Source organism: Bacillus sp. X1(2014) (genome assembly GCF_007678255.1).
This window is the reverse complement of the sequence record NZ_VEED01000004.1, coordinates 87812-112979: the sequence shown is the minus strand read 5'-3', so window position 1 is coordinate 112979 and position 25168 is coordinate 87812. Positions and strand designations below refer to the sequence as shown.

Below are 25168 nucleotides of genomic sequence, written 5' to 3'. Positions count from 1 at the left end.
ATTATAATTTCTACGTTTTCTCTAATGATGTTCATTTTTAATGATTGTAAACTAGGAATATAAGTATTTATGGTGAGGAGTGAAGTGGATGGCCATTCAAGTAGACAACTTGGAAAAAGGTCAGGTGGGAGCAATGATTGAATGGCTTGCTTCGATTGGAGAAACAGAAAATGGAGGAGTAACAAGGCTTTTGTATTCACCATCCTGGCTTGAGGCGCAGCTGGCATTAAAAAGATTAATGGAACAATCGAAACTGCATACGTACCTTGACAGTGTCGGGAATTTATTTGGAAGATTACAAGGGACAGATTTAAATGGGAAGACAATCTTGACCGGCTCTCACGTTGATACGGTTATCGATGGCGGAAAATACGATGGTGCTTATGGAATTCTTGCCAGTTTCATTGCGGTAATGAGGCTTTTTCAAGCATATGGATACCCAAAGAAAACGATAGAAGTGGTCTCTCTATGTGAAGAAGAAGGGAGTCGTTTTCCCCTTACCTTTTGGGGGTCAAGAAATATCTGTGGTACCTACAACCTTGACCGGGTAAAAGAGGTGAAAGACTCAGAGGGGGTTCCATTCTTAGTAGCGATGAAAGAAGCGGGATTTGATCCTGAAAAGTATTCGTCTCCCGTTCGCGATGATGTGGAACGTTTTGTTGAGATTCATATAGAACAAGGGATGGTTCTTGAGAAAAATCAGAATCAGGTGGGAATCGTGACTCATATTGTCGGTCAACGCCGTTACACCATTCACATCAAGGGAGAAAGTAACCACGCAGGGACGACCCCGATGTCCTATCGGAAAGATGCAGTTACTACTGCTTCCCATTTTATTTCTTTTTTAACGGAAAAAGCAAAACAGGTCGACCCTGTACTAGTGGCAACGGTTGGAAGATTTCATGTGAAACCGAATGTGCCGAATGTAGTCGCTGGTGAGGTAGAGTTTAGCCTGGATGTTCGCCATCATCAGGAAGAGGTTATTGATCAATATTGTAACGAGATCTTCACAGAATTTAAACGATTCAGCGAAAGTTTACAAATGGAAGTGGCGATCACCCAATGGATGGATGTTAAGCCAGTAAAGATGGACGTGGAGATGTGTGAGTGGGCTCGTGAAATTGCAGAGCGGAAAAATTATCGTTACCAAGACATGATCTCAGGAGCAGGGCATGATTCCCAAGTTTTTGGTACGAAATGTGCCACCTCATTATTATTTGTTCCAAGTCAAAAGGGTATCAGCCATTCACCAAAAGAATTTACGAGTTTAGAAGATTTAGAAACAGGAATTGATCTATTAACTGAAGTTTTATATAAACTAGCATATTAAGGAGTGGTTAGAGATGGCTTTTTCTGAGTTGCATACCCCAACGAGAACGATTATGACCCCCGGGCCCGTGGAAGTCGACCCTAGAGTATTACGTTCGATGAGCACACCTATCTTAGGTCAATTCGATCCTGCTTTTACAAATATTATGAACCAAGTCATGGAAATGCTTCGGCAAGTTTTCCAAACGAAAAATCGCTGGGCATTTCCCATTGATGGCACATCCCGTTCCGGAAATGAAGCGATCCTTTGCAGTATCATCGAACCAGGGGACCGGGTCCTTGTGCCGATTTTTGGGAGATTCGGCCATTTATTAGTGGAGATCTGTGAAAGATATGGTGCGGAAGTGTATACGATCGAGTGTCCGTGGGGAGAGGTGTTTGATCCACAAACGGTAATTGAAGAAATGGAGCGGGTTGCGCCGAAAATTCTGGCGATTGTTCATGGCGAGACATCCACCGGTCGAATGCAGCCGCTGAAAGAGATTGGGCAAGCATGCCGTGAGCAGGACGTATTGCTCGTGGTGGATGCGGTCGCTTCCATCGGTGGTGTAGAAGTCAAAACCGATGAATGGTGCATTGACGGTTTAATTGGTGGTACCCAAAAATGCTTGTCGGTTCCATCTGGGATGGCACCAATTACCTTTAATGAACGAATTGAAAGTATTTTGAAGGCCCGTAAAAAGGTTGAACGCGGGATCGCAACAGAGGAGGATCTTCTCTATTCCCGCAGCAGCCATCCGATTGCCAGCAATTATTTTGATTTAAGCATGCTCCAGGATTATTGGGGTCCCAGAAGACTCAATCATCATACCGAGGCCACTTCAATGATTTACGCTCTGTACGAGGGACTTCGCTTAGTGTTAGAGGAAGGACTAGAGCAGCGATTTAAACGCCATAAATATCACGAAACCGCGTTAGTTACAGGGCTTGAGGCGATGGGTTTGCAGCTATTTGGCGATGCCGAGCATAAACTGCCATGTGTCACCTGCGTAGAAATTCCAAGCGGGGTGGACGGAGAATCGGTTCGGAAAATGCTGCTCGATGCCTTTAGTATTGAAATTGCTTCCTCCTTTGGACCGCTCCACGGGAAAATTTGGCGAATCGGAACGATGGGATATAGCTGCCGTCAAGAAAATGTATTGTCTGTTCTTGGTGGATTAGAAGCGGTGTTGATTCGTCACGGAGTAAACGTAAATCGTGGACAAGCATTACAGGCTGCGCTGGATGTCTATGCAGTAGAGAATCGTATGTTAGTGTTGAAGTAGAGAAGAATACTAGGGTACCGATCCTTTTTGTTCAGAAAATGGGGAGCGGTACCTTTTTTTCATAAAGCTAGGTTTTCTAATAAACATAGTAGTTAATGATTATAAAAATTTTGAAAAATATACTAGATTTAGTACTTACTATCCAGAAACCAGAATATCCTTTTCCATAGGTAGGGCTTGAATATCTAAAAGGAGAGATATAATGGGAAATTATGATGTTATTATTATTGGCAGCGGCCATAACGCTTTAATTACCGCTGCCTATTTAACGCGTGCAGGTCGCAGTGTTCTAGTATTAGAAAAAAATGATCGACCGGGCGGATTTTTGCGGACGGAAGAACTGACACTACCAGGATTTAAACATGATGTATATGCGGCTGCCCATCCGCTATTTACGACGGGACCCGCTTATGCTGAGTTAAAGGAGGATCTGGAAGCACGTGGACTTCGTTATTTAAATACGAACCTGCCGACAGGTGTTTCGATGGAAGATGGACGAACAGCCGTCCTACCTAGTTCATTTGAGGAGCTAATCACTGAAGTAGAACGTTTGGCTCCTGGTGATGGCGCCGGGCTGGCAGGTATGTTTGAACAGTTAAATCCATATGTCAACGATGTATTTGGATTATTCAATATGGATCTCTCAAGCCATGAAGCTGCACCGATTCTGCAGCGCTTGCTACACGAAGGTGGCGGGGCGGGCTTTTCGCCTTTCGCAGCATCCTTAGTTTCAACAGCACGCAACACAGTCAGTTCTCTGAAATCCCCTGTGACCAGCGCAATGCTGGCCTCTTGGGTCACACATCTTGGCCGTACACCAGATGAAGTCGGCAGCGGAATTTGGGTGCCGCTTACAGTGATGGCATTGATGGGCGGCGGAATGCCGACACCGGAGGGAGGTAGTGAGAAACTCGTTCAAGCTTTGGCACAGCTGATAAAGGATCAAGGCGGCGAGATTCTTACCCACACTCACGTCGAGCGGATCTTAGTCGAGAACGGCCGGGCGATTGGCGTACGAACAGCCAAGGGGAAAAAATACCGTGCCAAGCAGGCAGTTGTGGCTTCCACCACACCCGATCAACTCTATCTTTCGCTACTCGCTGATACGGAGATTTCACCTCCACTTCGGTTACAAGCGAAACAGTATCGATATGGCCGAGGCTGTGTTCAAATTCATTTAGCATTGAATGAACCGCCAAGATGGCCAGATGAACGGTTTAACCGTGTCGGGCAGCCTCATCTTACCGATGGACTAGACGGGTTTACACTGGCAATAGCCCAAGGAGCGGCCGATTTACTCCCATCAAACCCAACTTTTACGGTTGACTGCTCTACGAACCTCGATCCAACACGTGCTCCGGAAGGAAAAGCGATCATGCGGGTACAAGTGCTGGAAGTTCCAATCCGTCCGCGAGGGGATGCTGCAGGCCTCATCGAAGTGGGCGATGGTACATGGACGGAAGATTTAACGGAGCGGTTTACAGAACGTGTGCTAAATGTGGTGAGCAAACATATTCCAAACATCCCTAGTGCGGTAATCGGAAAATCTGTCGTCACCCCTGACACCATTGCCAAGTATAACCCGAACTCTGGACCGGGGGATCCATACGGCGGTGCACACGATTTGGCGCAAAGTTATCTGTTTAGACCATTACCAGGGCAGCCGGGTCATCAGACAGCTATTCCAAATGTGTATATGCTCGGTGCTGCTACCTGGCCTGGACACGGTGTGAATGGCGGATCTGGCTATATAGTTGCCCAGAAGTTACTCTCGCAATAAATTTTTATGAGAAAATGTTAATGTAGCCCTATTTCCCGTTGGAATTAGGGCTTTTTTTAATAAAAAAAGGAAATAAAGATAATTCTAACGGGAATCGTCATACAAAAAATGATTGACACCAAAGATAAAAAATATTATCATTATCTTGTATTCAAGATATTTTAATTCAAGGTTTTGTGGGGGTGAAATTAATGGAGAGGAAATGCAATAATTTGCCCTTTCTGATATTAATGCAAACATCTAAATCAATTCATGATCGAATAAAGGAGGAAATGGCAAAAAATAAGCTCGGAATTACGGAATTTTCTGTTTTAGAGGTACTTTATCAAAAAGGGAAACAAACGATTCAACAAATTGGAAATTGCATATTGGTCTCAAGTGGTTCGATGACCTATGTTATAGATAAGCTAGAACAAAGAGGTTTATTAAGCAGAAATGCCTGTCCAGAAGATCGCCGTATGATACATGTTAGATTAACTGATGATGGAAATGAATTAATGAATGATATCATGCCGAAATATCATGAGTGTGTTAATCAAATGTTTGATTCATTGGAATCTGATGAGGCAGAGACATTAGTGCAACTTTTGAAAAAAGTAAGGAATAAAGTTTAAACTCTCATTTTTTTTAATACATTATCTCGAATTCGAGACAAATAAACATAAGGAGGATTTTAACATGATAAATATTGGTTTATTAATCATTCGTTTGGTAATTGGTTTACTATTTGTGGGTCATGGCGCTCAAAAATTATTTGGCTGGTTCGGTGGTTATGGATTAAAAGGAACCGGTGGATGGTTTGAATCCATTGGCATGAAACCAGGAGTAACCATGGCTCTTTTTGCAGGGTTAGCAGAACTTATAGGGGGACTATTGTTTACTTTAGGATTATTAACACCACTTGCAGGAATTTTGATTGCGGGGACTATGGCAATGGCGATTATTAAGGTTCATGCGCCGAATGGATTATGGTCAACAGCTAATGGATATGAATACAATTTAACTTTGCTTTCAGTAGCTATTGGTATAGCTTTAGTTGGTCCCGGTCAATATGCTTTAGATGCATTTTTTTTCTAATATATCTCGAATGCGTAGTTTATCTTGCAACCAATGGAAATAAGTTATTTTCAGTTAGGCTATTGATTTTACAAAAAGATTCTAATGAATTAAAAGGAGCTGCTTAATCATGAATGCAGCTCTTGAAGCAAAGAAACAGGACTATGCTTATTTACCTATATATTTCAAGGCGATACGGTTATTGCTGAGAGTACAAGTTCTGGCGTTACTTCCAATGATTAAAAGTCAAAAATTGGTGTTACTCGCTTCTGGAGGTGAAATTTCCCTCTATTTTTTAAAGACATGTCGTCCAATAACCATTGTTGTTTTTCTTGAATCGAGCCACCGACTTGTTGCGATCGCCGGGTTATAGAAAAATAATGCTCCTGGTGCAAGTTGGCGTTTTTCAGATAATGCTGCTTTAACAGCTTTGATAGATTCCTTATCAGCTGGCTTGTTGATTTCACCATTTTGAACAGGTTGAAATTGACCAGGGCCATAAATGACTTTTTTTATGGTGTCCGGAAATTTTTTGCTTTCAACTCTATTAAGCACCACACAAGCCACCGCAATTTTTCCTTCGTAAGGTTCCGTCTGTGCCTCCGCACGAACCAACCTAGCGAGCAGGTCTATTTCATTGCTTGAGAGACGTAATTTAATAGAGTCTTTTTTGGGGGATTCACTAGTAGTATGATGTTTTATAGTAGCAGCTTTCACCCGAATAGAAAGCAGATCAAATTCATCATTATGTAGAGAGACTGCTCCAATCTCTTTTTGATTTAATTTATGTACTTTTAAACTATTTGACAGCGTGTCCCCTTGTTTAATCGGAAAAGCAAAAGCAGGGGAAGCAAATAATAGTGACGTGAGTAATAGAAATACAATGGTAAGATTTTTCATTTTTCTAGTCCTCCTAGTTAGCTATCGATAAATCTATTACTATGAATGGAAATAATAGATTAGTATTACAATTAGGAGAGTTTAGTTTTACAGTTTAGTTACATCGAAATGAAATCATTTGTCGAATAACAAAAACGACGTCGAATTTTTCGATGTCGTTTTTTATTGTGTTTTTGAGATTATTTTTTAACAATCCTGCTTTTCTTTGAATATAAATAAATGATTGCCATTTTAGATGAAACTTTTTTAGCGTATGGCTAGAGGAGGGGTAACGTTGAAAATTGATCACGAGTATACATTCGGATTGCCAAGGAACATTGTATGGAAGTATATAAAGGATGAAAAAGTTCTAAGGAACGCCATCCCTGGGTGTAAGTCTTTTATTGAAACATCAAAGGGTGTATATCAAGCGGAATTGGAAATCAAGATGGGTCCGATTCAAGATCTCTTTACTCTTGAGATTCGGCTCGAGGAAAAGAAGTCCTCTTCCTTGTACCGGCTGCATGTGAAAGGTACAGGTAATATCGGTGAAATCGCAGGTAAAGCCGACCTGTATATAAAAGACTTCGAGCGGGCGGCTAAATTGAACTGTCAAGCTGAAGCAGAGGTAACCGGGGCAATTGCATTAGCAGGACAACGCTTTTTAGAGAGCGGGGCTAACAAGAATATGGAAACTTTTTTTCAAAAAGTTGAAAAAGAAATAAAAAGAACTCTATATTATTTGAAACGAAGGAGCAGGTGACTTGAGTTGGCTAGTCACTTGCCTTTTTTATTCATAGGCTCTGTAGATCATGAATGTTGAATTGTTTTTTTTTGCTGAAGTTAGAAAAAGAAGTAAGTGTAATAAAAAATTAACAATAATTTATAGCAAATTAATACTTCTTTTACATTGGACTATTATTCTTAACTAGTACAGAACAATATCAAATCATTTTTTGAAATTTACATTGTCCATAAGGAGTGGTTAATATGTTCTCGAAAATTATTAGTTGGTTCAAAAATAGTTGGTTTAACAATAGAGAAAATGATACAGATTATTATGGAGAAGATAAAGAGTTTGAAGGATTGGAAGGATTTTGAATAAATTAATATCAAGAATTTTCTTTGTATTTTGGAGTCCTTCCAGGGCTCTTTTTATGCGTTTTATTCTCAAATCCTATTGTGTCAATTAAGGAAAAGGAGTGATTGCCGCCGTGCATCTTAAAGAAGTACATAACTGGGTGTCCAAGCTAGGACTTACGCCACATCCAGAAGGAGGATATTACAAAAGGACGTTTGAGTCAGATGAACAAATCACAGATAAAGAACTATCCGTTACGTTTGAGGGCCAACGCAAGTTATATACAAGTATTTACTTTCTATTAACTTCAGATGATGTTTCCCATTTTCACCGGCTTAAGTCTGACGAACTATGGTACTTTCACGCGGGCAGTCCGTTAACGATACATGTGATCGATGAAAATGGAAAATACCAGGAATTGAAATTAGGATTGAATTTGGAAAAAGGTGAAGTACCTCAAATCCTAGTGAAGAAGAATTCAATTTTTGGATCGTCTGTGATGGAAGAGGATACATTCTCCCTGGTGGGGTGTATGGTTTCTCCAGGGTTCGAATTTCGAGACTTTGAATTGTTTACACAAGATGAACTCATCCAAAAATATCCGGATCATGAGGAAATTATTATGAAATTAGCGTACCAGCAGCTTCCAGAGTAAGTTTAAAATTGATGAATGGAATGGTGTGATTTTGAAAATGTTTACGTTCCGGAATGACTAAGTCGAGTGGAGAGAATAGGGAAGAATAGTAGCAGGGGTATGCATGTATATATACCTTTCCTTGATAGGGAAGATGAGTATAGAAGTACATCGACATTACATTAAAATACAAATGGGAATCAAGATAACAATTCTAATCATGAACTCGAGCATGCAGCCCACTCCTTTCAAAATCATCCTTGTTACCATCATTATAGAAGAGTTTTATTAATAATAAGTTGATAAAATGTAAATTTATTGTAAAAAGCCTTTAGTTGCCTGATGTCAAAAAAGACTCAGGCTGTTTTTCTATATAACCGAAAAAGGAAACATTGAGCAGTAGTTTCTTTATGATGACATATAGTTGACTAAGTCAACTAAATTCCATATACTATTTTTAATGTTAAATATTCTGAATATTAAGGTGGTAGAAAGATGGAAAAACTTCAATGTGTAGAAAAAATTCGGAGATTCAATCGGTATTATGCCAATGTCCTTGGTAAAATTGATCAAGAAATTTATAATAAACCTTTTCCGTTAACAGAGGCACGTGTGATAACTGAAATCAATTCTAGAAACGGTTGTACTGCAACGGAAGTTAGAGAAAATCTTGGAATAGACCGTGGGCAGATGAGCCGAATCCTTCAAAAATTTGAGGAAGAAAACATTATTAATAAAAAGCAAGCATCTGACGATAAACGCCAATACATACTTTATCTCACTGACAATGGTAAAGAAATTTTTAATGATTTAGTTGATAATGCTAATCGTGAAGTAGGAAAAATGACTCAAGAAATATCTAATCGTGATTTGACTAAGCTGATCAGTTCCATGGAAACGATAGAATCTATTTTCACTAAAGAGCATACATCTCAATCAGAGGTATCCATTCGAACTTTTCAACCAGGAGATGTTGGTTTCGTGGGACACCTTCATGGGACCTTGTACGAAAATACATATAAGTTTGGACGAATGTTTGAATATTACGTCATGAAGGGCTTGACTGAATTTATGATCAATTCAGAAGGAGGAGAACTGTGGATTGCTGAAGTAGATGGTAAAGTGGCGGGTTCAATCGCGATTACCAAATCAAACGATCAGGTGGCCCAATTAAGATGGTTTATTTTGGATGAAAATTATCATGGGTTAGGGATAGGTAAGAAACTGATAGAGACTGCCATCGATTTCTGTAAAAAACAAGGATACAAACATGTTTTCCTATGGACGGTAAGTGTTTTAGGCGCTGCTCGTCATCTATACCAAAAATATAATTTTAGATTAACAGAAGAAAAACAAAATTTTGAGTGGACTGGATCGAAATTAGTAGAAGAACGATGGGAATTAGAGCTATCCGATGAGAAATAATGATATTTTAGAATCCAAAACTGATGAAGAACCTCAAGGATAATAATGAGTATAGAAAACAAATTTCATGAATGTATCTATTCAATTTTTAAGTGATGCTAGGTTTTTGTACAAAGCAAACCCTTAACATAAAGCCAAAAAACCATTGTATATGGAAATAAGCCGATTTTCCCAATTTGGTTTTTCGGCTTATTTCTGTAACTCTTTTTATGGTTTTAACAAAATCGATAACATGCGTCCTTGCAATGTTGGGTTTGATCTAGAATTCACCAAGTGGCTAACCTCTTGGCAAAAATTATCGAGAAGTTCTTCGCCGAGTTTTGAATGCGTGATTTCTCTTCCACGAAAACGAACGCTTACCTTTACGTGAAAACCTTTTGTTAAAAAGGCAATTGCGCTTTTTATCTTTGTTTGGAGGTCATTTTCGTCAATGGTGATGGTCATCCGTATTTCCTTTGTTTCTATTGTTCTCTGATTCTGTTTGCTCTGTTTTTCTTTTTTCTTTAAATCAAATTTGTATTTTCCGCCATCTAAAATCTTACAAACTGGCGGATCTGATTCACTGATTTGGATAAGGTCTAATCCCATTTCAAACGCCATATCAAGCGCTTGAACAGTGGGTAACACTTGTTGTCCGCTTTCTGATACGAGTCGCACTTCTTTTGACTGAATAGCCTCGTTCATAATAATTTTTTTTATAAATAAATCCCTCCAATTTATACTCATTCATTACAATCTATGTAAAAAATCAGGGGAGGGAAGGGCTCTTATACTAGAATCTTATATCAAGATTTTTATTTACTGACTGTGCTAAAATTTCTCCTGCAAACTTTTTCAATCTCTCTTTCTATATGGTAAATATTCTAAAAATCTCTTGGATGCAAGTGAAAGTGATTTATGCTCTCTCATAGCAATCCCAATATTTCGAAAAGCAGGAACTTCAAGCTCTTTTACTAAAACTTGGTAAGGAATACGGTGTAAAATCAATTCTGGTAATATACTGATTCCCAGCCCATTTTCCACCATTGACATAATGGCATAGTCATCCCATGTTGTAAATTGGATTTGAGGTGAAATTTGGTGCCTCTCAAAAATTTCTGAGATTTCTGCTTTAGCTCCCTTTTCCAATAGCATAAATGGATTGTTCAATAATTCGCTGACTGGAAACTTATCGCAATTAGCAAGCGGATGATCTTGAGGAATTACAACCAGCAATCGGTCTTGCTCCAAAAAGATAGTTTCAATTTCTGCCTTTGTCGGTAGCCGTAAAAATCCAAAGTCAACACGTCCCTCTATAATCCAGCTTTCTATTTCTGTATAATCTCCTAACAGCAGTTCAAAATCAATATTGGGATGGTCCTTCTTAAAGAATTTAATAATAATAGGTAGCCAATGGGTTGCCACGCTTGAAAATGTTCCAATACGGATCATCCCAGATTGAATATTGTTTAATTCCTCTACCTGCATCATTAAATTTTCATGTTCATTACATATTCGTTTTAAATGAGGCAGTAACTTTAATCCATCAGATGTTAAACTGATACCAGCGCGTCCTCTTTCAAAAAGGAAAACCCCCCATTCCGTTTCTAAATCGCTAATCATACGGCTGATTCCAGACTGTGTATAATTTAATGCATCAGCAGCTCTTGTAAAGCTCCCAAATTCTACTGCTTTGACAAATGCCATATATTTTTGGATATTCATATTTTTCCTCTTTCGCATTCAATTTTGTCATATCTAACATGAGAAACATTCAATTTTGTAATACATATGAGTATGCTATGCTAATCCCAATGAAATATCAAGTTTGAAAGGGATGGGTATCTAAAGATATGTTTTATGTGAGTGATATGATGGAAAAAAGACCTGACAGTGTAGGAGTTGACGATGAAATCTAAAATTCAGTTTATATTATCAATGATTATTTTTAGTACAATTGGTCTGGTTGTTCGATTCATTGATCTATCATCGAGCGAAAGGGCTTTACTAAGCAGTTTCCTTGGATGCGTATTTTTACTGCTAATATTCTTGTTGATGAAGAAAAAAATTGCATGGAATTTAGTAAAATCTAATGCTTTATTTTTGATACTTTCAGGTATTGCATTGGGTGGAAATTGGATTTTTCTTTATCAATCGTATGACTATACGACAATTGCCAATGCAACGCTAGGTTATTACTTTGCACCGGTGTTTGTGATAATTCTTTCTCCCTTTGTACTTCGGGAAAAACTATCCATTAAAAAAATTGTGTGTATTGGAGTAGCGATCGTAGGTATGTTAATGATTGTAGGTGAAGGAGTGAGTACATCCAAATCAGATGATATACTTGGACTTTCATTTGGATTAATCGCAGGTGCTTTTTATGCTGCGTTATTACTTTTAAATAAATTTATTAGAGATATGGGAAAGTTAGAGCTTACCATCATTCAGCTTGGAACAACCACTTTACTGTTAATGCCATATGTTTTCTTGACTTCGGGCTTTGGTATCTTTGAAGTATCAGGTTCTTCCATTCCTTATATTATAATTTTAGGGATTGTCAATACAGGGATTGGATTTTTGTTATTTTTCTCTGGTATGGAAAAATTAAAAGGGCAGAGTATAGCTATGCTAAGTTATGTAGACCCATTTGTAGCTATATTGATTTCTGCAATTATCATCCAAGAACATATGACTACTATTCAAATGCTGGGTGGTGCACTTCTGTTGGGTTCTACATTTGTTAGCGAAACTAAATTTATTAGCCTAACCAAACGGAGCGCAAAAATTCTATCGAAATAGTGAAAAGAGCAGTGGGTATTTTTCAACCCTGCACTTTTTTTAATCTCTTGACATACTATAGGGGGGTATAGTAAATTGAGAATGTGGAGGTGAGGTTGAATGAATGAAAACATGAATCATGATTGTCATCTTTCTAATGAAAGAAAGAGTCATCATTCCGATAAAGTAAAGAAAAACTTGGTTACTCGTTTAAATCGAATTGAAGGTCAAATTCGAGGGATTAAAGGATTAATTGAAAAAGACACTTATTGTGATGATGTTGTTATGCAAATTTCAGCTACACAATCTGCTTTAAACAGTGTGGCAAAAATTCTTCTAGATGGTCATTTAAAAACTTGTGTATTGGAACGAATAAACGAGGGTGATACAGAAGTTTTAGATGAATTTCTTTTAACTATAGAAAAATTAATGAAAAAATAAATGGGAGAGTGATTATTAATGGAAAAGATTAATTTAAAGGTTAATGGAATGTCTTGTGGTCATTGTGTAAATTCGATTGAAGGTAATGTTGGAAAACTTGATGGTGTTCATTCTGTTACGGTTAAGTTAGCAGAAGGAACAGTCGATGTTGAATTTACCCCTGCCGAAGTTCCCTTAAGCAAGATCAAAGAAACAATTGATGACCAGGGCTATGATGTTGAATAGGATATTAAAGCTAACGTGCCCCGAAACGCACGTTATCTTTAGTAATAAAATATACCCCCTACCCGTATGAAAGAGGTGGATATCAATGAATAATGAAATAAAAGAAACAACCTTACAAATAACCGGAATGACCTGTGCAGCTTGTGCCACAAGAATTGAAAAGGGACTCCAAAAAGTGGAGGGTGTAAAAGAGGCTAATGTTAATTTAGCGCTTGAAAAGTCCACCATCAAATATGATCCAGAAGTGGCATCTGAACAGGATTTCCAAAAGAAAATCCAGTCTTTAGGTTATGATGTTGTAAAAGAAAAAGTGGAATTTGATATAACCGGAATGACCTGTGCGGCATGTGCCAATAAAATTGAAAAAAGACTAAACAAATTAGAGGGCGTTGAAAAAGCGCCTGTCAACTTCGCGTTAGAAACAGTTCTTGTGGAATATAATCCTGAACAGGTTTCTATCCCCGAAATGAAAGAGGCTATTAAAAAGCTAGGGTATACCCTGGAACAAAAGAAAGAAAATGCAGGAGAACAGGTTGACCATCGTCAAAAAGAAATTGAAAAGCAGCAAGGTAAGTTTATTTTTTCTCTTATCTTGTCATTCCCTTTGTTGTGGGCGATGGTTAGCCACTTTGAATTTACACAGTTTATTTGGCTGCCAGATATGTTAATGAATCCATGGGTTCAATTAGCTTTTGCAACACCAGTACAATTCATCGTTGGTAAACAGTTTTATGTGGGAGCTTATAAAGCGTTAAGAAATAAGAGTGCAAATATGGATGTGCTTGTTGCATTGGGGACATCAGCTGCATATTTTTATAGTTTATATTTAAGTATTAGCTCCATTGGTTCCGGTGCTCATATGGTAGAACTCTATTATGAAACAAGCGCTGTTCTAATTACCTTAATTATATTAGGGAAACTTTTTGAAGCAAAGGCTAAAGGACGTTCGTCTGAGGCGATTAAAAAATTAATGGGACTACAGGCGAAAAATGCAACAGTCGTTCGTGATGGTCAAGAGATGATAATCCCGATTGAGGAAGTTTTACAAGGGGATATTGTTTATGTGAAACCAGGTGAAAAAGTGCCGGTTGATGGCGAAATTGTGGAAGGCAGGTCTGCCCTTGATGAATCAATGTTAACGGGTGAAAGTATTCCAATAGATAAAACAGTGGGAGATACCGTTATTGGTTCAACAATTAATAAAAATGGTTTCTTGAAAATGAAAGCAACAAAAGTTGGTAAAGATACAGCATTAGCTCAAATTATTAAGGTGGTTGAAGAAGCACAAGGTTCTAAAGCGCCTATTCAGCGGTTAGCTGATGTGATTTCAGGAATATTTGTGCCAATCGTTGTAGGCATAGCGATAATTACTTTCCTTGTATGGTATTTTGCTATAAATCCTGGTGATTTTGCGGATGCTCTTGAAAAATTTATTGCAGTATTAGTGATCGCTTGCCCTTGTACATTGGGATTAGCTACACCAACTTCGATTATGGCGGGCTCAGGTCGTGCAGCCGAATTTGGGATATTATTTAAAGCAGGGGAACATCTTGAAACAACTCATCGCTTAGATACGATAATACTTGATAAAACAGGTACAGTTACCAACGGAAAACCCTCTTTAACAGATGTTATTTTTGCAGAAGGCGTTAACGAAAATGAATTGCTAACGCTGGTCGGTACGGCGGAAAGAAACTCTGAACATCCACTTGCCGAAGCAATTGTGAAAGGTATAAAGGAAAAAGGAATAAACCTTGGTTCGTCTGATAGTTTCGAAGCTATTCCTGGTTTCGGTATACAGTCAATGGTGAATGGTAAGCAGTTATTAATCGGGACACGTAGACTCATGGCAAAATATAGTGTCAATGTTCAATCTGTACTGGCCAATATGGAGAACTTGGAAAAGCAAGGGAAAACAGCAATGTTAATAGCCATCGATGGGCGCTATGCAGGTATTGTTGCCGTAGCGGATACCTTTAAAGATACTTCTAAGGAAGCCATTTCCCGCTTGCATAGCATGGAATTAGAAGTAGTAATGATTACAGGGGATAATACCCAAACCGCGCAAGCAATTGCGGATCAAGTTGGAATCAAGAAAGTCATAGCAGAAGTATTACCAGAAGGGAAGGCAGAAGAAGTGAAAAAGCTTCAACAAGCTGGTAAAAAAGTAGCCATGGTCGGAGATGGAATTAATGATGCTCCGGCACTTGCAACAGCTGATATCGGTATGGCAATTGGTACAGGTACCGATGTGGCAATGGAAGCAGCAGATATTACCCTAATTCGTGGCGATTTAACTAGTATTGCGGACGCGATTTTTATGAGTAAAAAGACGATCACAAATATTAAGCAAAATCTTTTCTGGGCGCTTGCATATAACGTCATAGGAATTCCAATCGCAGCATCAGGTTTCTTAGCACCATGGTTAGCCGGTGCAGCAATGGCATTTAGTTCTGTATCGGTTGTTCTCAACGCACTCAGACTTCAGAGAATTAAGTTAAAAGCATAATGTAGAAAAGGAGGAGGCTTATATGAAAAAAAGCATAATGATTTGGGCGGTTTCAGCTATCACTTATCTTGGGATCGTCATTGTTGGTTATAGTGTGTATGCAAATATTAATCCAAAACCTGAGGAACACAGTCATCATACAACTGCTGAACAGGGAGAAGAAAGCATGAATCATCAACAGAGTCATCAAGAGCACGGGAATCATACTAACAGCACTACTAGCGAGGTTACACCAAAAGTGTCCTATGCAAATGGAGAAATCACCATTGAATTAAAAGGTATAAATAATCATGTTCCGGTACTTGAAGTTTCTCACGAAAAATATATGCATTTGATTGTCGTTAGCTCAGACTTAAAAGAGTACCATCATTTACATCCAGAACAAAAGGGCGAAGGAACGTATCAAGTGAAGGCAAATTTAGCAGGTAATTCTTATATAGCTTTCGTTGATATCCAACCAAAAGGGCTTCAATATAAGATAAGACCTATTGAGTTGCATGTTGGTGAAGCGCGACATGCGCACGGCGATAACGAACTTGTTCCGGATAAGGATTTCACCAAGACCATCAATGGTCAAACGGTTGAATTAACAACTCGTTCATTCGAGGTTAACAAAGAGGTTGTCCTTAATTTTGATGTAAAGGGTGGGAAACCTGAAGAGTATTTAGGTGCATTAGGTCATGTCGTCATCCTTGATGAAGCAGGAGAGAAATTTATTCATGTCCATCCAGTATCAAATGATAAAACTGTATTTGAAACACAATTTGAAAAGGCGGGAATTTATAAGCTTTGGGCTGAATTCAAGTTTCACGGACAGGTCAATGCCTATCCATTTGTTATCGAAGTTAAATAATAAAATATAAAGGGTGATAATGATGGCAAAAGTCCATCTAGAGATTTATACGAGACCTACCTGAACGGATTGTCAGGCAGGGAAGGTGTTTCATTTAGAGGCAGGTGTAATTTTTAGCAAGTCTAGGAATAAAGGCGTTTCTTAGTTGGAACAGCCTTTTTCCATTTACAAGACATATAATTAAAAATCCTTTTTTAACTAAAGTTGTAATCAGATAAAAAAATCTGACGAGTTAAATTAATAAATGCCTCTAATGGGGGAGTTATCCATTTATCCTTATGCCAAGCAATTTGAGTGAAAAGTGATGATTCGGGCCCCTTCCATGGTATTTCCTTCATTCTACCCTCTATAATATCTTTTTTCACTACCATCTCTGGTAATAGTGCTACTCCTAGACCTGCAATTACACATTGTTTGATTGCCTCGATACTACTAAATTCAATTTTATCCAGTGGAAATACTCCTGCTGATTTAAGGGAGTCTTCGAATATCATTCTATAAGAACATCCCATTTCTGTAAGCAAAAGAGTCTCATCCTTAAGGTCATTTAGTGAGAGCACTGGTTTGGGATAGTTTGATGCGACGACCATTTTGAATTCCTCTCTGATAAGTTGCTCCACTCTTAATGAACCCTCAGGCTTATTTATATCCATAATAAAAGCAACATCTAATAGACCCTCCATAAGATGATTTCTAGCCATTTCGTCAGAATGTGCAGGTTTAAAGACGAGCTTCACTTTGGGAAATGCAGCCTTGAACTCTTTAAGAATTGGAGGCAAACGATAGGTGCACTGGCTCTCTTGGGCACCAATTATTAAGGTACCAGTTGGTTCTTCTTCTGCCTTCACAGCTGTCATCGCTTCATCCCTTAGTTTTATCATCTTTTCAGCATATAATTTAAACTGGCGCCCAGCTTCCGTTAAAATCAATCTTTTCCCTAGACGTTCAAATAAGGGTTTGCCAATTTCATCTTCAAGAGCTTTAATTTGTGCAGTCACACTTGATTGTGCAAAATTTAATATTTTTGCAGTCTGGGTAAAGTTTAAATTTTCTTCGGCATTTTTAAAAGTTATCAATTGTTTAATTTCCAAATTATCCGGCCTCCTTAATCGTTTTATTCGATTTATTTAATCGGAATAATCATCTTTATCGATTTTAAAATTCATTATAAGATATAAGCAATCAAGGAACAAATAGTAAAAACCATATTTTAAAGGAAAAGGGGAAATGAAAAATGTCAATAGCAGTCATATATGGGGGAACCCGTCATAATGGAAATTCGGAGATGCTGACAGAACACGTAATTAAAGAAATAGAGTCAGAAAAAATTCATTTAAGAGATTTTAATATCCAACCAATTATAGACATGCGTCATTCGGAAGAGGGTTTTCAGGACAGAAATGATGATTATAATTCTATAATCGATCGCATACTTCCACATGACATATTAATATTCTCTACTCCAATTTATTGGTATAGCATGTCAGGAGCAATGAAAAACTTTATTGATCGATGGTCACAAACCTTAAGGGACCCAAAATATCCTGATTTCAAGAATAAAATGGCTTCCAAAAAAGCATTTGTTATTGCTGTTGGAGGAGATGATCCTTACATTAAAGGACTGCCAATGATTCAGCAATTTAATTACATTTTTGATTTTATGGGAATTGAATTTGCCGGATATATTATTGGAAATGGAAACAAACCTGAGGAAATATTTCAAGACAAAGGTGCGCTTTTCGCAGCTACTCAATTTCGTAATAAATTAACTGAAAACCAATGAAAGAATGTGGAAACCCTTTGAAAAACACTGTGAATTTAAGTGTGAATGATCGTTTTGCAACTCATAGGTAACCCGTTATCCTTAGAGTCATATTTTTGCAACTGGTACAGAGAAAAGAGTAACTATTTAAACCAGGTTGGAACCAAATTTATAGTGATAATAATTTATGAATTGGAAAACAATAGTACTAAAGAAAGGAGGGGAATGGGAGTGAATTTGAAAAAGTGGTTAACTGGATGGGTCGTTTTACTTGCAACGATTGTCGTGATGTCAACTTCTGGTTCACATTATGTATTCGCCGAATCTGGTCTAACAACAAAGCCTGTTGAGACAGCGAAAGCGATAGCGGTCGGATTGAATGATAATTACTTTAATCCGAAGGACATCACTATTCCGAATGGACAAACGACAACATTGATTTTGAAGAACCAAGGTAAGAAACCGCACACCTTCACCGTGGAAAAGCTCGGAATTAACACCGAAGTCCAGCCGGGAAAAGAAATAACTATTACCGTAACACCGAAAAATCCCGGTACATATGAACTAATCTGCCGGTACCATTTCCAGGAAGGAATGGTTGGGAAAGTAATCGTGAAGTAAAGGCAGGGCCAATTGGGCCTTGCTTTTTTAAGTAACGAATAATTTACAGCCAAATTCATTTCTAGATAAAGTGGTCCCTTTCCTCCCCAAAAAAGGACCCCACCATTAGGCAGGGGATTCAGGCGTTTATCGTTTCGTCATCGTTTTCCCTCAGGCGCTTTATATCTTCTTTAGGCGGGTAACCAAACATACGTGAATATTCGCGGCTGAACTGTGATGGACTTTCGTAACCTACACGATACGCAACATCTGCGGCATCTGCTGATTCCGATAATAACAGGCTCCGTGCTCCTTGAAGTCTCAGTTGTTTTTGGAATTGGATGGGGCTCATCGCGGTAATTTCTTTAAAGTGACGATGAAGGGAAGAAACACTCATATTTGCTATTTCGGCAAGTTTCTCAATCTTAAAAGATTTTTCATAGTTTTTCATAATATGTTCAATCACATCACCGATTTGATGAGTAGAACTTCCTTTTATGGCTATTTGTTTCAACATTTCCCCGTGATTTCCTTGCAGCACCCGATAGATGATTTCTTTCACGATTAGTGGAGCAAGTACTTTGATATCTTTCGGAGTATCTAGCAATCGAGCTAATCTTGTTACTGCATCTAGCAAGAATGGCTCCATTTTGCTAACATACATACCTCTTTTGGCATTCTCCTTCTTATCAGCTCCCAGTTGGAACTCACGTAATACCTCCAATATTTCCTTCGGTGTAAATTCAAGTTTAAGAGCCAAATAAGGTACTTCGGAAGAGGCTTCCGTGACTTGTCCGGTAATTGGCAGGTTAACGGATGCAACAAGATAATCGGCAGGACCGTAAATGAAGCGCTCCTGTGAAAGCAATACCTGTTTCATCCCTTGAACGACAATGCATAAGGAAGGGGTGTGAACCCCATAATTTGGTCCAGTATCACTAGAATAACGGGAGAAAAATAAAGACGGAATAGCAGTCATTTGAGTTCCGTCCTGTCCTGTATAATCCGCTATGATTTTGGCGAGCTCCACTCGTTGTCTGTATAATTGTTCAAACATAAAATCCTCCTTTGACTTCTTCATTCGCAATGGTCTCATTATAATGGGTATTTACATTCTACGTAAATGGCTCTGAGAGGATTGTGCAATCATTTGATACGATTGTGATACCAGGCGTGATTTCATTTGTTGCATAATAAGAGCATCAGCTAATGGTTAATAAAAGTGGAGGAAGGAAAAAAATGAAAAAGCGTAAATTAGGCAAAAGTGGATTGGAAGTTTCCGCTATTGGGCTCGGTTGTATGGGCATGGATCATGCTTATGGAAAACCGGCTGATCGTGATGACATGATCAAATTAATTCTTAGATCTGTTGAACTGGGCTGTAATTTCTTTGATACGGCTGTAGTTTATGGGGAATCAAATGAAGAATTATTAGGGCAAGCACTTGCACCAGTAAGAGAAGAAGTTGTGATTGCTACTAAATTTGGAATCACTGGACAAGAAATGGTAAATGGTCTCCCTCAAAATATTTTAGATAGTTACCCAGAATCTATTAAAGAACAATTAGAAGGCTCATTAAAAAGATTAAAAGTCGATTGCATTGATTTATATTATCAGCATCGTATGGATCCGAATGTAGAACCAGAAGCAGTTGCGGAAACGATGAAGCAATTAATGGCTGAAGGAAAGATTAAGGCATGGGGACTATCGAATGCGCCGATTGATTACATGAAATGTGCACATGCTGTGTGTCCGATTGCTGCCATTGAAAATCAATACTCCATGATGTGGCGTGAACCGGAAAATGAATTATTTGATATTTGTGAAGAATTAGGGATTTCTTTTGTGGCTTACAGTCCATTAGGAAACGGCTTCTTAAGCGGAAAATTTACAAAAGATACAACATATGAAGAAGGCGATTTTAGAAGTTTCATGGGCAGATTCAAACCAGAAGTAATTGATCATAACCAAGCGTTATTAGAATTAATTGCTGAAGTTGCTAAAGGTAAGAATGCATCCAATGCACAAGTTGCACTTGCATGGGAATTAGCTCAAAAACCATTTATTATCCCAATTCCTGGTACAAGAAAATTACACAGAATAGAAGAGAACTTAGGTGGGGCTGCTATCGAATTAACAAAGGAAGAATTAGATCGCTTAAATATTGCCCTATCTAAAATTGATATTGATGAAACTCATTTCTAAGAAAAATAAGTTTAATTGACCCAAAAGGAGGAATTTTTTATGAAAAAAGTAATCTTGAACAATGGTATTGAAATGCCGATACTCGGCTTTGGAGTTTTTCAAATCCAAGATGCAAAGGAATGTGAACAAGCTGTTTACGACGCGATTATGGCAGGCTATCGATTGATCGATACCGCTGCATCATATCTAAATGAAGAAGCAGTCGGCAGAGCCATCAAACGGAGTGGTGTGCCAAGAGAGGACCTGTTTATTACGACAAAACTTTGGGTTCAGGACGCGGGTTATGAGAGCACAAAGAGAGCATTCGCAAAATCACTGGAAAGATTGCAATTGGATTATTTGGATTTGTATTTAATTCATCAGCCATTTGGCGATGTATATGGTTCTTGGCGCGCGATGGAGGAATTGTATCATGAGGGGAAAATCCGGGCAATTGGAGTAAGTAACTTCCATAGTGACCGTCTAGTGGATTTGATCATTCATAATGAAGTCGTTCCTGCCATAAACCAAGTTGAAACCCATCCTTTCTGCCAGCAAATAGAAAGTGCTGCATTTATGCACGAGAACAAAGTTCAAATACAGTCCTGGGGGCCATTTGCCGAAGGAAAGAATAACATGTTCCAAAACGAAATTTTAGTATCAATAGCCGAAAATCATAATAAATCAGTAGCACAGGTGATTCTACGATGGTTAACACAAAGAGGAGTCGTGGCGATTCCAAAATCGGTTCGTAAGGAAAGAATCATCGAAAACTTCAATATCTTTGACTTTGAATTAAGCCAAGGGGATATGGAAAGAATTGCAGCATTAGACTCGAAAGATAGCCTGTTTTTTTCACATAGGGATCCTGAAATGGTGAAATGGATCGGGACTCGTAAACTTGATATCTAATGCGATTTTACTTCTTACTTTTTGAATAAAAACCAGACAGAAAAAATGTTTTTCTGTCTGTTCTGGTTTCTAAAAGGAGTATGATTCCCCGTCATCTGGCACCAGTACATTTGTGGAGATTCCTTTATCATGAATGAAACTTTTCAATTCTTCTCTAGATAAGGTCCAATGATTGACTGCTTCCATATGAACAGAAATTATTTTTGCATGAGGAACTGTTTTGTAAACTTCATAAATATCTTCTTTCCCCATAACTAGAGAACCACCTTGCAGGAACTGATTATCTCCACCGTTTACAACAATGATTTCTGGTTGATGTGTTTCAATGACTTCTTGAACTGCTTTATACCAAACGGTATCTCCAGCTACATATAAAGTTTTCTCATTTGAGTGTTTGAAGACAACCCCACACACTAGGCCAAGAAGTTTTAAAATTTCTCCTCGTCCGTGCTCGCCTTTTGTTTTAATTAATTGGATCCCATCAAAAACGGTATCTTCTTGTAGAACTTCTACATTTTGAAAACCATCGTTTCTAACTTTTTCAGCATCCTCTTCATTTTGTACAAACATTTTAATATGTTTTGGCAGAATATCTTTGGCAGCATCATCATAGTGATCTAAGTGTAGATGAGTTACAATTACAGCATCTACATGATTAACAATATCGTCAATGGAGGTTGGTAAACTGACTAAAGGATTCTTTTGATCTTGCCTTAATGAATTGCGAAAGGGCGGGTACGTACCCTTCTCAGACAAAAATGGATCTATTAAAAACTTCTTCCCTGCATATTGGACAACAATGGTTGCATTTCGAATGTGTTGTAGATTCATATTCTTAGGCTCCTTTTCAATAATGTACATATAGTTTATACTAGGACTGCAATTTACTACATAGATAAAATCAAGTCTTTTTGCAGTTTCACTTGATTATTGAAAGGAGTTGATTTGAAAAATGTTAGATAGTACTGATATGCGAATCATCGATGAACTTTCAAAGAACAGCCGGATCACGATGAAGGAATTAGGTGAAAAAGTTCATTTGACCGGACAGGCAGCTTCAGCCAGAGTTGCGAAGTTAGAGGATCAGGGAATAATTGAGGGGTATAGCATTAAAGTCAATCAAGCAAAAATGGGATATGCCGTTCACGCTCTTTTACATATCTATACAAAAAGTACGAACCATCAACCTTATTTGTCCTTTGCTAAAACACAACAACAATTTGTCATGAACAACTACAAAATCAGTGGAGAAAGTTGTTATCTTCTCGAGTGTAAATTTCCATCCAATGAAATATTAGATGAATTTATAACAAGCCTAAGTAATTATGTGAGCTATAAATTATCGATTGTTATTAGTAAATAATATATTAATAGAAATGAATGATTGTGAATATATCAATTAAGCCCCTCTAATCAACTAACTCTGAGGGGCTCTTCATTTTTAGGAGGTAGGCTAGATCGTGATGAAGACTCTTTTTTCAAAGCCAACAAGAATATCAATCCAATGATACAAGCCGTACCCACCCATTGGAAATGACCAAAAGGTTCTTTTAACCAGTAGACCGTTGTTAAAACAGCAGCAAGCGGCTCTATGCTTCCTAAAAGACTTGATTCTTTCGGTTGAAGACTTTGCAAACTTTCTATATAAAACCAAAAGGCAATCATCGTACCAAAGATGATAACGAATATTAAATATATATAAGCATCAAACGTTAAGCTAGTAAAGTCCATTTGCCAAGGCGGATGGATAAAACTTAAGGCAAAACCACCAATCATCATTGCCCATCCAACAATGACAAGGGAATCGAATTTCGCAAGGAGTGGTACGGCATATAGAGTATAAAATGCTAAAGCGATTCCTGATAATACACCCCAAATAATCGCAGGTGTAGCCACAGATAATTGAAAAATTGAGCCATTTGTTAATAAGAAAAAACAACCTACTAATGCGAGAATAACAGTTAACAAATCTCTTTTTGTTAGAACTGTTTGTTTGCGGAGAATTAAGTATACGATTATCATAATAGGTGCTAAATACTGTAGTAGTGTTGCAACAGCGGCATTTCCATGCTTAATGGAAGCCATATAGGTGTATTGAACTGCAAGCATACCGACTAACCCGAAGATTATTAATTGAATCGCAGTCCTTCTAGTTCTCCAAACCCCAAATATCTGGGAACGATCCTTTCCGAAAAATTGAACGGTTAAGAGTAAAAAACCGGCTATAAGCAAGCGGATGGTCACCAACCAATCTACATCGATTTGATACTGATGAAAAAGCTTTTTTGCAACGGTGCCGCCAATTCCCCAAAATACTGCTCCAGTCATTACAAGAAGTATTCCCTTTTGTCTATTCATGTTTGATTCTCCACCTTAAAATATAAAAATAGTGTTATAATATTTAAATCATAAGGGGAAAACCTTTGAAATAATACCCGAATTGAATGGAAAAATATAAATATATTGAGGTGGTCATATGCAAATGAAAGATTTTCAGGTGGACCAAAGTTTAAAAGAATTAACTGAACATCGAACAACTGTCTTACCAATTGCATGTTATGAAACCACGATTAACCAAAATATTCATGGATATATACCACTTCACTGGCATGATGAATTTCAATTTGTTCTCGTTGTAAGAGGAGAAGCAGTTTTTCAAATAAATGAAGAAAATATTATTGTTCAAAAAGGAGAAGGGCTTTTTATAAATAGTGGCTGCCTTCACATGGCAAAAGATAGGAATGATTCGGGCTGTGTCTATATTTGTTTAAATGTTTCTCCAAGTTTCGTTTTATCACAAGAACTTTATACAAACTTTGTATCCCCTTATATTCAGGCTACTAATATTCCTTATTTACTCTTGGTTCCAAAGGAGCTTTGGGCGAACAATATTTTGGGCTCTATTTTGAAAATCAATCAGTTGATAAAACAAAATCCACCATACTATGAAATCGACATCAGCGTACAACTCACGTTAGTGTGGAAGAATCTCATTATGAATGGTATTCAATTAGAGTACGAACAGCCGGAAATGGTAAAGAATCAGCGAATAAAGCAAATGTTAAATTGGATTCACCTACATTATGCAGAAAAAATCCTGTTAGACGATATTGCAAGAGCTGGTCAATTAAGCCGTTCCGAATGCTGTCGATACTTCAAACGGATTTTAAAAACGTCACCTTTGAACTATGTAACCAATTATCGAATTCAAAAAAGTTTAGTGTTACTACAACAACCAGAATCCAATGTCACAGATGTTGCCTACCAAGTAGGATTTAACAGCACAAGCTATTTCATTGATAAATTCCGAAAGTCGATGAACATGACACCATTAGCATACAAAAAAATAAAAATTACTGATCACTTGTGAAATGTTATATACAATAGCTTGTCTTCATAATTATGTATAAAAGGCATAGGGTGTGAAAAATTCATGCGAATAGTAAAGAACGTATCTTTATTTTTTCTAGCCT

Annotated in this window: 26 protein-coding genes; 19 read left to right on the top strand and 7 right to left on the bottom strand. The window is 37.9% G+C overall.

The annotated features are described in order from the left end of the window. Nucleotides 1-88 precede the first annotated feature (88 nt). The 5 genes from allC to FS608_RS10310 all read left to right on the top strand — a co-directional run bounded on the left by allC (nucleotide 89) and on the right by FS608_RS10310 (nucleotide 5451). Nucleotides 89-1330: an allantoate deiminase gene (allC, locus tag FS608_RS10330; protein ID WP_144549636.1), complete on the top strand. Its 1242-nt coding sequence runs from the start codon at nucleotides 89-91 to the stop codon at nucleotides 1328-1330. Nucleotides 1331-1343: 13 nt separating this feature from the next. Then, the gene (locus FS608_RS10325) at nucleotides 1344-2594 is read left to right on the top strand and encodes a pyridoxal-phosphate-dependent aminotransferase family protein (RefSeq protein WP_144549634.1); all 1251 of its coding nucleotides are present in this window, start codon (nucleotides 1344-1346) and stop codon (nucleotides 2592-2594) included. Nucleotides 2595-2796: 202 nt separating this feature from the next. After that, complete coding sequence (locus FS608_RS10320) at nucleotides 2797-4374, top strand: phytoene desaturase family protein (RefSeq protein ID WP_144549632.1); 1578 nt, start codon at nucleotides 2797-2799, stop codon at nucleotides 4372-4374. Nucleotides 4375-4565: 191 nt separating this feature from the next. Then, nucleotides 4566-4988 (top strand): MarR family winged helix-turn-helix transcriptional regulator, encoded by a 423-nt coding sequence (locus tag FS608_RS10315; protein WP_144549631.1) that lies wholly within the window; start codon nucleotides 4566-4568, stop codon nucleotides 4986-4988. A 64-nt stretch (nucleotides 4989-5052) separates the two neighbouring features. Next, nucleotides 5053-5451: a DoxX family protein gene (locus tag FS608_RS10310; protein WP_144549629.1), complete on the top strand. Its 399-nt coding sequence runs from the start codon at nucleotides 5053-5055 to the stop codon at nucleotides 5449-5451. 267 nt (nucleotides 5452-5718) lie between these two features. Here the strand turns inward: FS608_RS10310 and FS608_RS10305 are convergent, their stop codons facing one another. Further along, complete coding sequence (locus tag FS608_RS10305; protein ID WP_144549627.1) at nucleotides 5719-6330, bottom strand: cell wall hydrolase; 612 nt, start codon at nucleotides 6328-6330, stop codon at nucleotides 5719-5721. A 274-nt stretch (nucleotides 6331-6604) separates the two neighbouring features. On the opposite strand from FS608_RS10305, the gene FS608_RS10300 reads away from it, so the two are divergent. From FS608_RS10300 to FS608_RS10290, 3 genes are all read left to right on the top strand, one after another. Beyond that, complete coding sequence (locus FS608_RS10300) at nucleotides 6605-7072, top strand: SRPBCC family protein (RefSeq protein WP_144549625.1); 468 nt, start codon at nucleotides 6605-6607, stop codon at nucleotides 7070-7072. A gap of 451 nt (nucleotides 7073-7523) precedes the next feature. Then, nucleotides 7524-8045, top strand: a complete 522-nt coding sequence (locus tag FS608_RS10295) for a cupin domain-containing protein (RefSeq protein ID WP_144549623.1) — start codon at nucleotides 7524-7526, stop codon at nucleotides 8043-8045. 474 nt (nucleotides 8046-8519) lie between these two features. Further along, nucleotides 8520-9449: a bifunctional helix-turn-helix transcriptional regulator/GNAT family N-acetyltransferase gene (locus tag FS608_RS10290; protein WP_144549621.1), complete on the top strand. Its 930-nt coding sequence runs from the start codon at nucleotides 8520-8522 to the stop codon at nucleotides 9447-9449. A gap of 207 nt (nucleotides 9450-9656) precedes the next feature. On the opposite strand, the gene infC is transcribed toward FS608_RS10290, so the two are convergent. Continuing rightward, nucleotides 9657-10133, bottom strand: coding sequence for a translation initiation factor IF-3 (gene infC, locus FS608_RS10285; RefSeq protein ID WP_222127332.1), 477 nt, complete (start codon nucleotides 10131-10133; stop codon nucleotides 9657-9659). A 150-nt stretch (nucleotides 10134-10283) separates the two neighbouring features. Beyond that, the gene (locus tag FS608_RS10280) at nucleotides 10284-11153 is read right to left on the bottom strand and encodes a LysR family transcriptional regulator (RefSeq protein ID WP_144549616.1); all 870 of its coding nucleotides are present in this window, start codon (nucleotides 11151-11153) and stop codon (nucleotides 10284-10286) included. 183 nt (nucleotides 11154-11336) lie between these two features. Between FS608_RS10280 and FS608_RS10275 the strand changes: the two genes are divergently transcribed. The 5 genes from FS608_RS10275 (at nucleotide 11337) to FS608_RS10255 (ending at nucleotide 16237) form a co-directional block, all read left to right on the top strand. Continuing rightward, on the top strand, nucleotides 11337-12230 hold the full coding sequence (locus FS608_RS10275; RefSeq protein ID WP_144549614.1) for a DMT family transporter: 894 nt from the start codon (nucleotides 11337-11339) through the stop codon (nucleotides 12228-12230). 99 nt (nucleotides 12231-12329) lie between these two features. Further along, nucleotides 12330-12650 (top strand): metal-sensitive transcriptional regulator, encoded by a 321-nt coding sequence (locus tag FS608_RS10270; protein WP_144549612.1) that lies wholly within the window; start codon nucleotides 12330-12332, stop codon nucleotides 12648-12650. A gap of 18 nt (nucleotides 12651-12668) precedes the next feature. Beyond that, a complete protein-coding gene (gene copZ / locus FS608_RS10265; RefSeq protein ID WP_144549610.1) occupies nucleotides 12669-12875 on the top strand; it encodes a copper chaperone CopZ in 207 nt (68 codons plus the stop codon). A gap of 85 nt (nucleotides 12876-12960) precedes the next feature. Further along, nucleotides 12961-15384: a heavy metal translocating P-type ATPase gene (locus tag FS608_RS10260; RefSeq protein ID WP_144549608.1), complete on the top strand. Its 2424-nt coding sequence runs from the start codon at nucleotides 12961-12963 to the stop codon at nucleotides 15382-15384. 22 nt (nucleotides 15385-15406) lie between these two features. Continuing rightward, nucleotides 15407-16237 (top strand): hypothetical protein, encoded by an 831-nt coding sequence (locus tag FS608_RS10255; protein ID WP_144549606.1) that lies wholly within the window; start codon nucleotides 15407-15409, stop codon nucleotides 16235-16237. A 194-nt stretch (nucleotides 16238-16431) separates the two neighbouring features. On the opposite strand, the gene FS608_RS10250 is transcribed toward FS608_RS10255, so the two are convergent. Beyond that, nucleotides 16432-17328, bottom strand: coding sequence for a LysR family transcriptional regulator (locus FS608_RS10250; protein WP_144549604.1), 897 nt, complete (start codon nucleotides 17326-17328; stop codon nucleotides 16432-16434). Between the two features lie 143 nt (nucleotides 17329-17471). Between FS608_RS10250 and FS608_RS10245 the strand changes: the two genes are divergently transcribed. After that, nucleotides 17472-18020, top strand: coding sequence for a flavodoxin family protein (locus FS608_RS10245; protein ID WP_144549603.1), 549 nt, complete (start codon nucleotides 17472-17474; stop codon nucleotides 18018-18020). A 210-nt stretch (nucleotides 18021-18230) separates the two neighbouring features. After that, nucleotides 18231-18620 carry a cupredoxin domain-containing protein gene (locus FS608_RS10240; RefSeq protein ID WP_144549602.1) on the top strand — a complete coding sequence of 130 codons (390 nt, stop codon included), beginning with the start codon at nucleotides 18231-18233 and terminating at the stop codon, nucleotides 18618-18620. Between the two features lie 118 nt (nucleotides 18621-18738). Here FS608_RS10240 and FS608_RS10235 read toward each other — a convergent pair whose 3' ends face one another. Continuing rightward, nucleotides 18739-19656, bottom strand: coding sequence for an AraC family transcriptional regulator (locus tag FS608_RS10235; RefSeq protein WP_144549601.1), 918 nt, complete (start codon nucleotides 19654-19656; stop codon nucleotides 18739-18741). Nucleotides 19657-19838: 182 nt separating this feature from the next. Between FS608_RS10235 and FS608_RS10230 the strand changes: the two genes are divergently transcribed. Continuing rightward, nucleotides 19839-20804, top strand: coding sequence for an aldo/keto reductase (locus FS608_RS10230; protein WP_144549600.1), 966 nt, complete (start codon nucleotides 19839-19841; stop codon nucleotides 20802-20804). Between the two features lie 39 nt (nucleotides 20805-20843). Next, nucleotides 20844-21695, top strand: a complete 852-nt coding sequence (locus FS608_RS10225) for an aldo/keto reductase (RefSeq protein WP_144549599.1) — start codon at nucleotides 20844-20846, stop codon at nucleotides 21693-21695. Nucleotides 21696-21764: 69 nt separating this feature from the next. Here the strand turns inward: FS608_RS10225 and FS608_RS10220 are convergent, their stop codons facing one another. Continuing rightward, complete coding sequence (locus FS608_RS10220) at nucleotides 21765-22526, bottom strand: MBL fold metallo-hydrolase (RefSeq protein ID WP_144549598.1); 762 nt, start codon at nucleotides 22524-22526, stop codon at nucleotides 21765-21767. A 121-nt stretch (nucleotides 22527-22647) separates the two neighbouring features. Between FS608_RS10220 and FS608_RS10215 the strand changes: the two genes are divergently transcribed. Further along, nucleotides 22648-23058 carry an Lrp/AsnC family transcriptional regulator gene (locus FS608_RS10215; RefSeq protein WP_144549597.1) on the top strand — a complete coding sequence of 137 codons (411 nt, stop codon included), beginning with the start codon at nucleotides 22648-22650 and terminating at the stop codon, nucleotides 23056-23058. A 50-nt stretch (nucleotides 23059-23108) separates the two neighbouring features. On the opposite strand, the gene FS608_RS10210 is transcribed toward FS608_RS10215, so the two are convergent. Then, entirely contained in the window at nucleotides 23109-24053 is a 945-nt protein-coding gene (locus FS608_RS10210; protein ID WP_144549596.1) for an EamA family transporter, read from the bottom strand. 118 nt (nucleotides 24054-24171) lie between these two features. On the opposite strand from FS608_RS10210, the gene FS608_RS10205 reads away from it, so the two are divergent. Continuing rightward, nucleotides 24172-25065 (top strand): AraC family transcriptional regulator, encoded by an 894-nt coding sequence (locus tag FS608_RS10205; RefSeq protein WP_144549595.1) that lies wholly within the window; start codon nucleotides 24172-24174, stop codon nucleotides 25063-25065. The last annotated feature ends 103 nt before the right edge of the window (nucleotides 25066-25168 follow it).

Coding starts and splice junctions, on each gene's coding strand:
- FS608_RS10280 (WP_144549616.1), bottom strand. CDS start 11,153: ATGAATATCCAAAAATATATGGCATTTGTCAAAGCAGTAGAATTTGGG.
- FS608_RS10245 (WP_144549603.1), top strand. CDS start 17,472: ATGTCAATAGCAGTCATATATGGGGGAACCCGTCATAATGGAAATTCG.
- allC (WP_144549636.1), top strand. CDS start 89: ATGGCCATTCAAGTAGACAACTTGGAAAAAGGTCAGGTGGGAGCAATG.
- FS608_RS10235 (WP_144549601.1), bottom strand. CDS start 19,656: ATGTTTGAACAATTATACAGACAACGAGTGGAGCTCGCCAAAATCATA.
- infC (WP_222127332.1), bottom strand. CDS start 10,133: ATGAACGAGGCTATTCAGTCAAAAGAAGTGCGACTCGTATCAGAAAGC.
- FS608_RS10210 (WP_144549596.1), bottom strand. CDS start 24,053: ATGAATAGACAAAAGGGAATACTTCTTGTAATGACTGGAGCAGTATTT.
- FS608_RS10325 (WP_144549634.1), top strand. CDS start 1,344: ATGGCTTTTTCTGAGTTGCATACCCCAACGAGAACGATTATGACCCCC.
- FS608_RS10315 (WP_144549631.1), top strand. CDS start 4,566: ATGGAGAGGAAATGCAATAATTTGCCCTTTCTGATATTAATGCAAACA.
- FS608_RS10255 (WP_144549606.1), top strand. CDS start 15,407: ATGAAAAAAAGCATAATGATTTGGGCGGTTTCAGCTATCACTTATCTT.
- FS608_RS10215 (WP_144549597.1), top strand. CDS start 22,648: ATGTTAGATAGTACTGATATGCGAATCATCGATGAACTTTCAAAGAAC.
- FS608_RS10320 (WP_144549632.1), top strand. CDS start 2,797: ATGGGAAATTATGATGTTATTATTATTGGCAGCGGCCATAACGCTTTA.
- FS608_RS10270 (WP_144549612.1), top strand. CDS start 12,330: ATGAATGAAAACATGAATCATGATTGTCATCTTTCTAATGAAAGAAAG.
- FS608_RS10310 (WP_144549629.1), top strand. CDS start 5,053: ATGATAAATATTGGTTTATTAATCATTCGTTTGGTAATTGGTTTACTA.
- FS608_RS10230 (WP_144549600.1), top strand. CDS start 19,839: ATGAAAAAGCGTAAATTAGGCAAAAGTGGATTGGAAGTTTCCGCTATT.
- FS608_RS10305 (WP_144549627.1), bottom strand. CDS start 6,330: ATGAAAAATCTTACCATTGTATTTCTATTACTCACGTCACTATTATTT.
- FS608_RS10225 (WP_144549599.1), top strand. CDS start 20,844: ATGAAAAAAGTAATCTTGAACAATGGTATTGAAATGCCGATACTCGGC.
- FS608_RS10275 (WP_144549614.1), top strand. CDS start 11,337: ATGAAATCTAAAATTCAGTTTATATTATCAATGATTATTTTTAGTACA.
- copZ (WP_144549610.1), top strand. CDS start 12,669: ATGGAAAAGATTAATTTAAAGGTTAATGGAATGTCTTGTGGTCATTGT.
- FS608_RS10220 (WP_144549598.1), bottom strand. CDS start 22,526: ATGAATCTACAACACATTCGAAATGCAACCATTGTTGTCCAATATGCA.
- FS608_RS10290 (WP_144549621.1), top strand. CDS start 8,520: ATGGAAAAACTTCAATGTGTAGAAAAAATTCGGAGATTCAATCGGTAT.
- FS608_RS10205 (WP_144549595.1), top strand. CDS start 24,172: ATGCAAATGAAAGATTTTCAGGTGGACCAAAGTTTAAAAGAATTAACT.
- FS608_RS10260 (WP_144549608.1), top strand. CDS start 12,961: ATGAATAATGAAATAAAAGAAACAACCTTACAAATAACCGGAATGACC.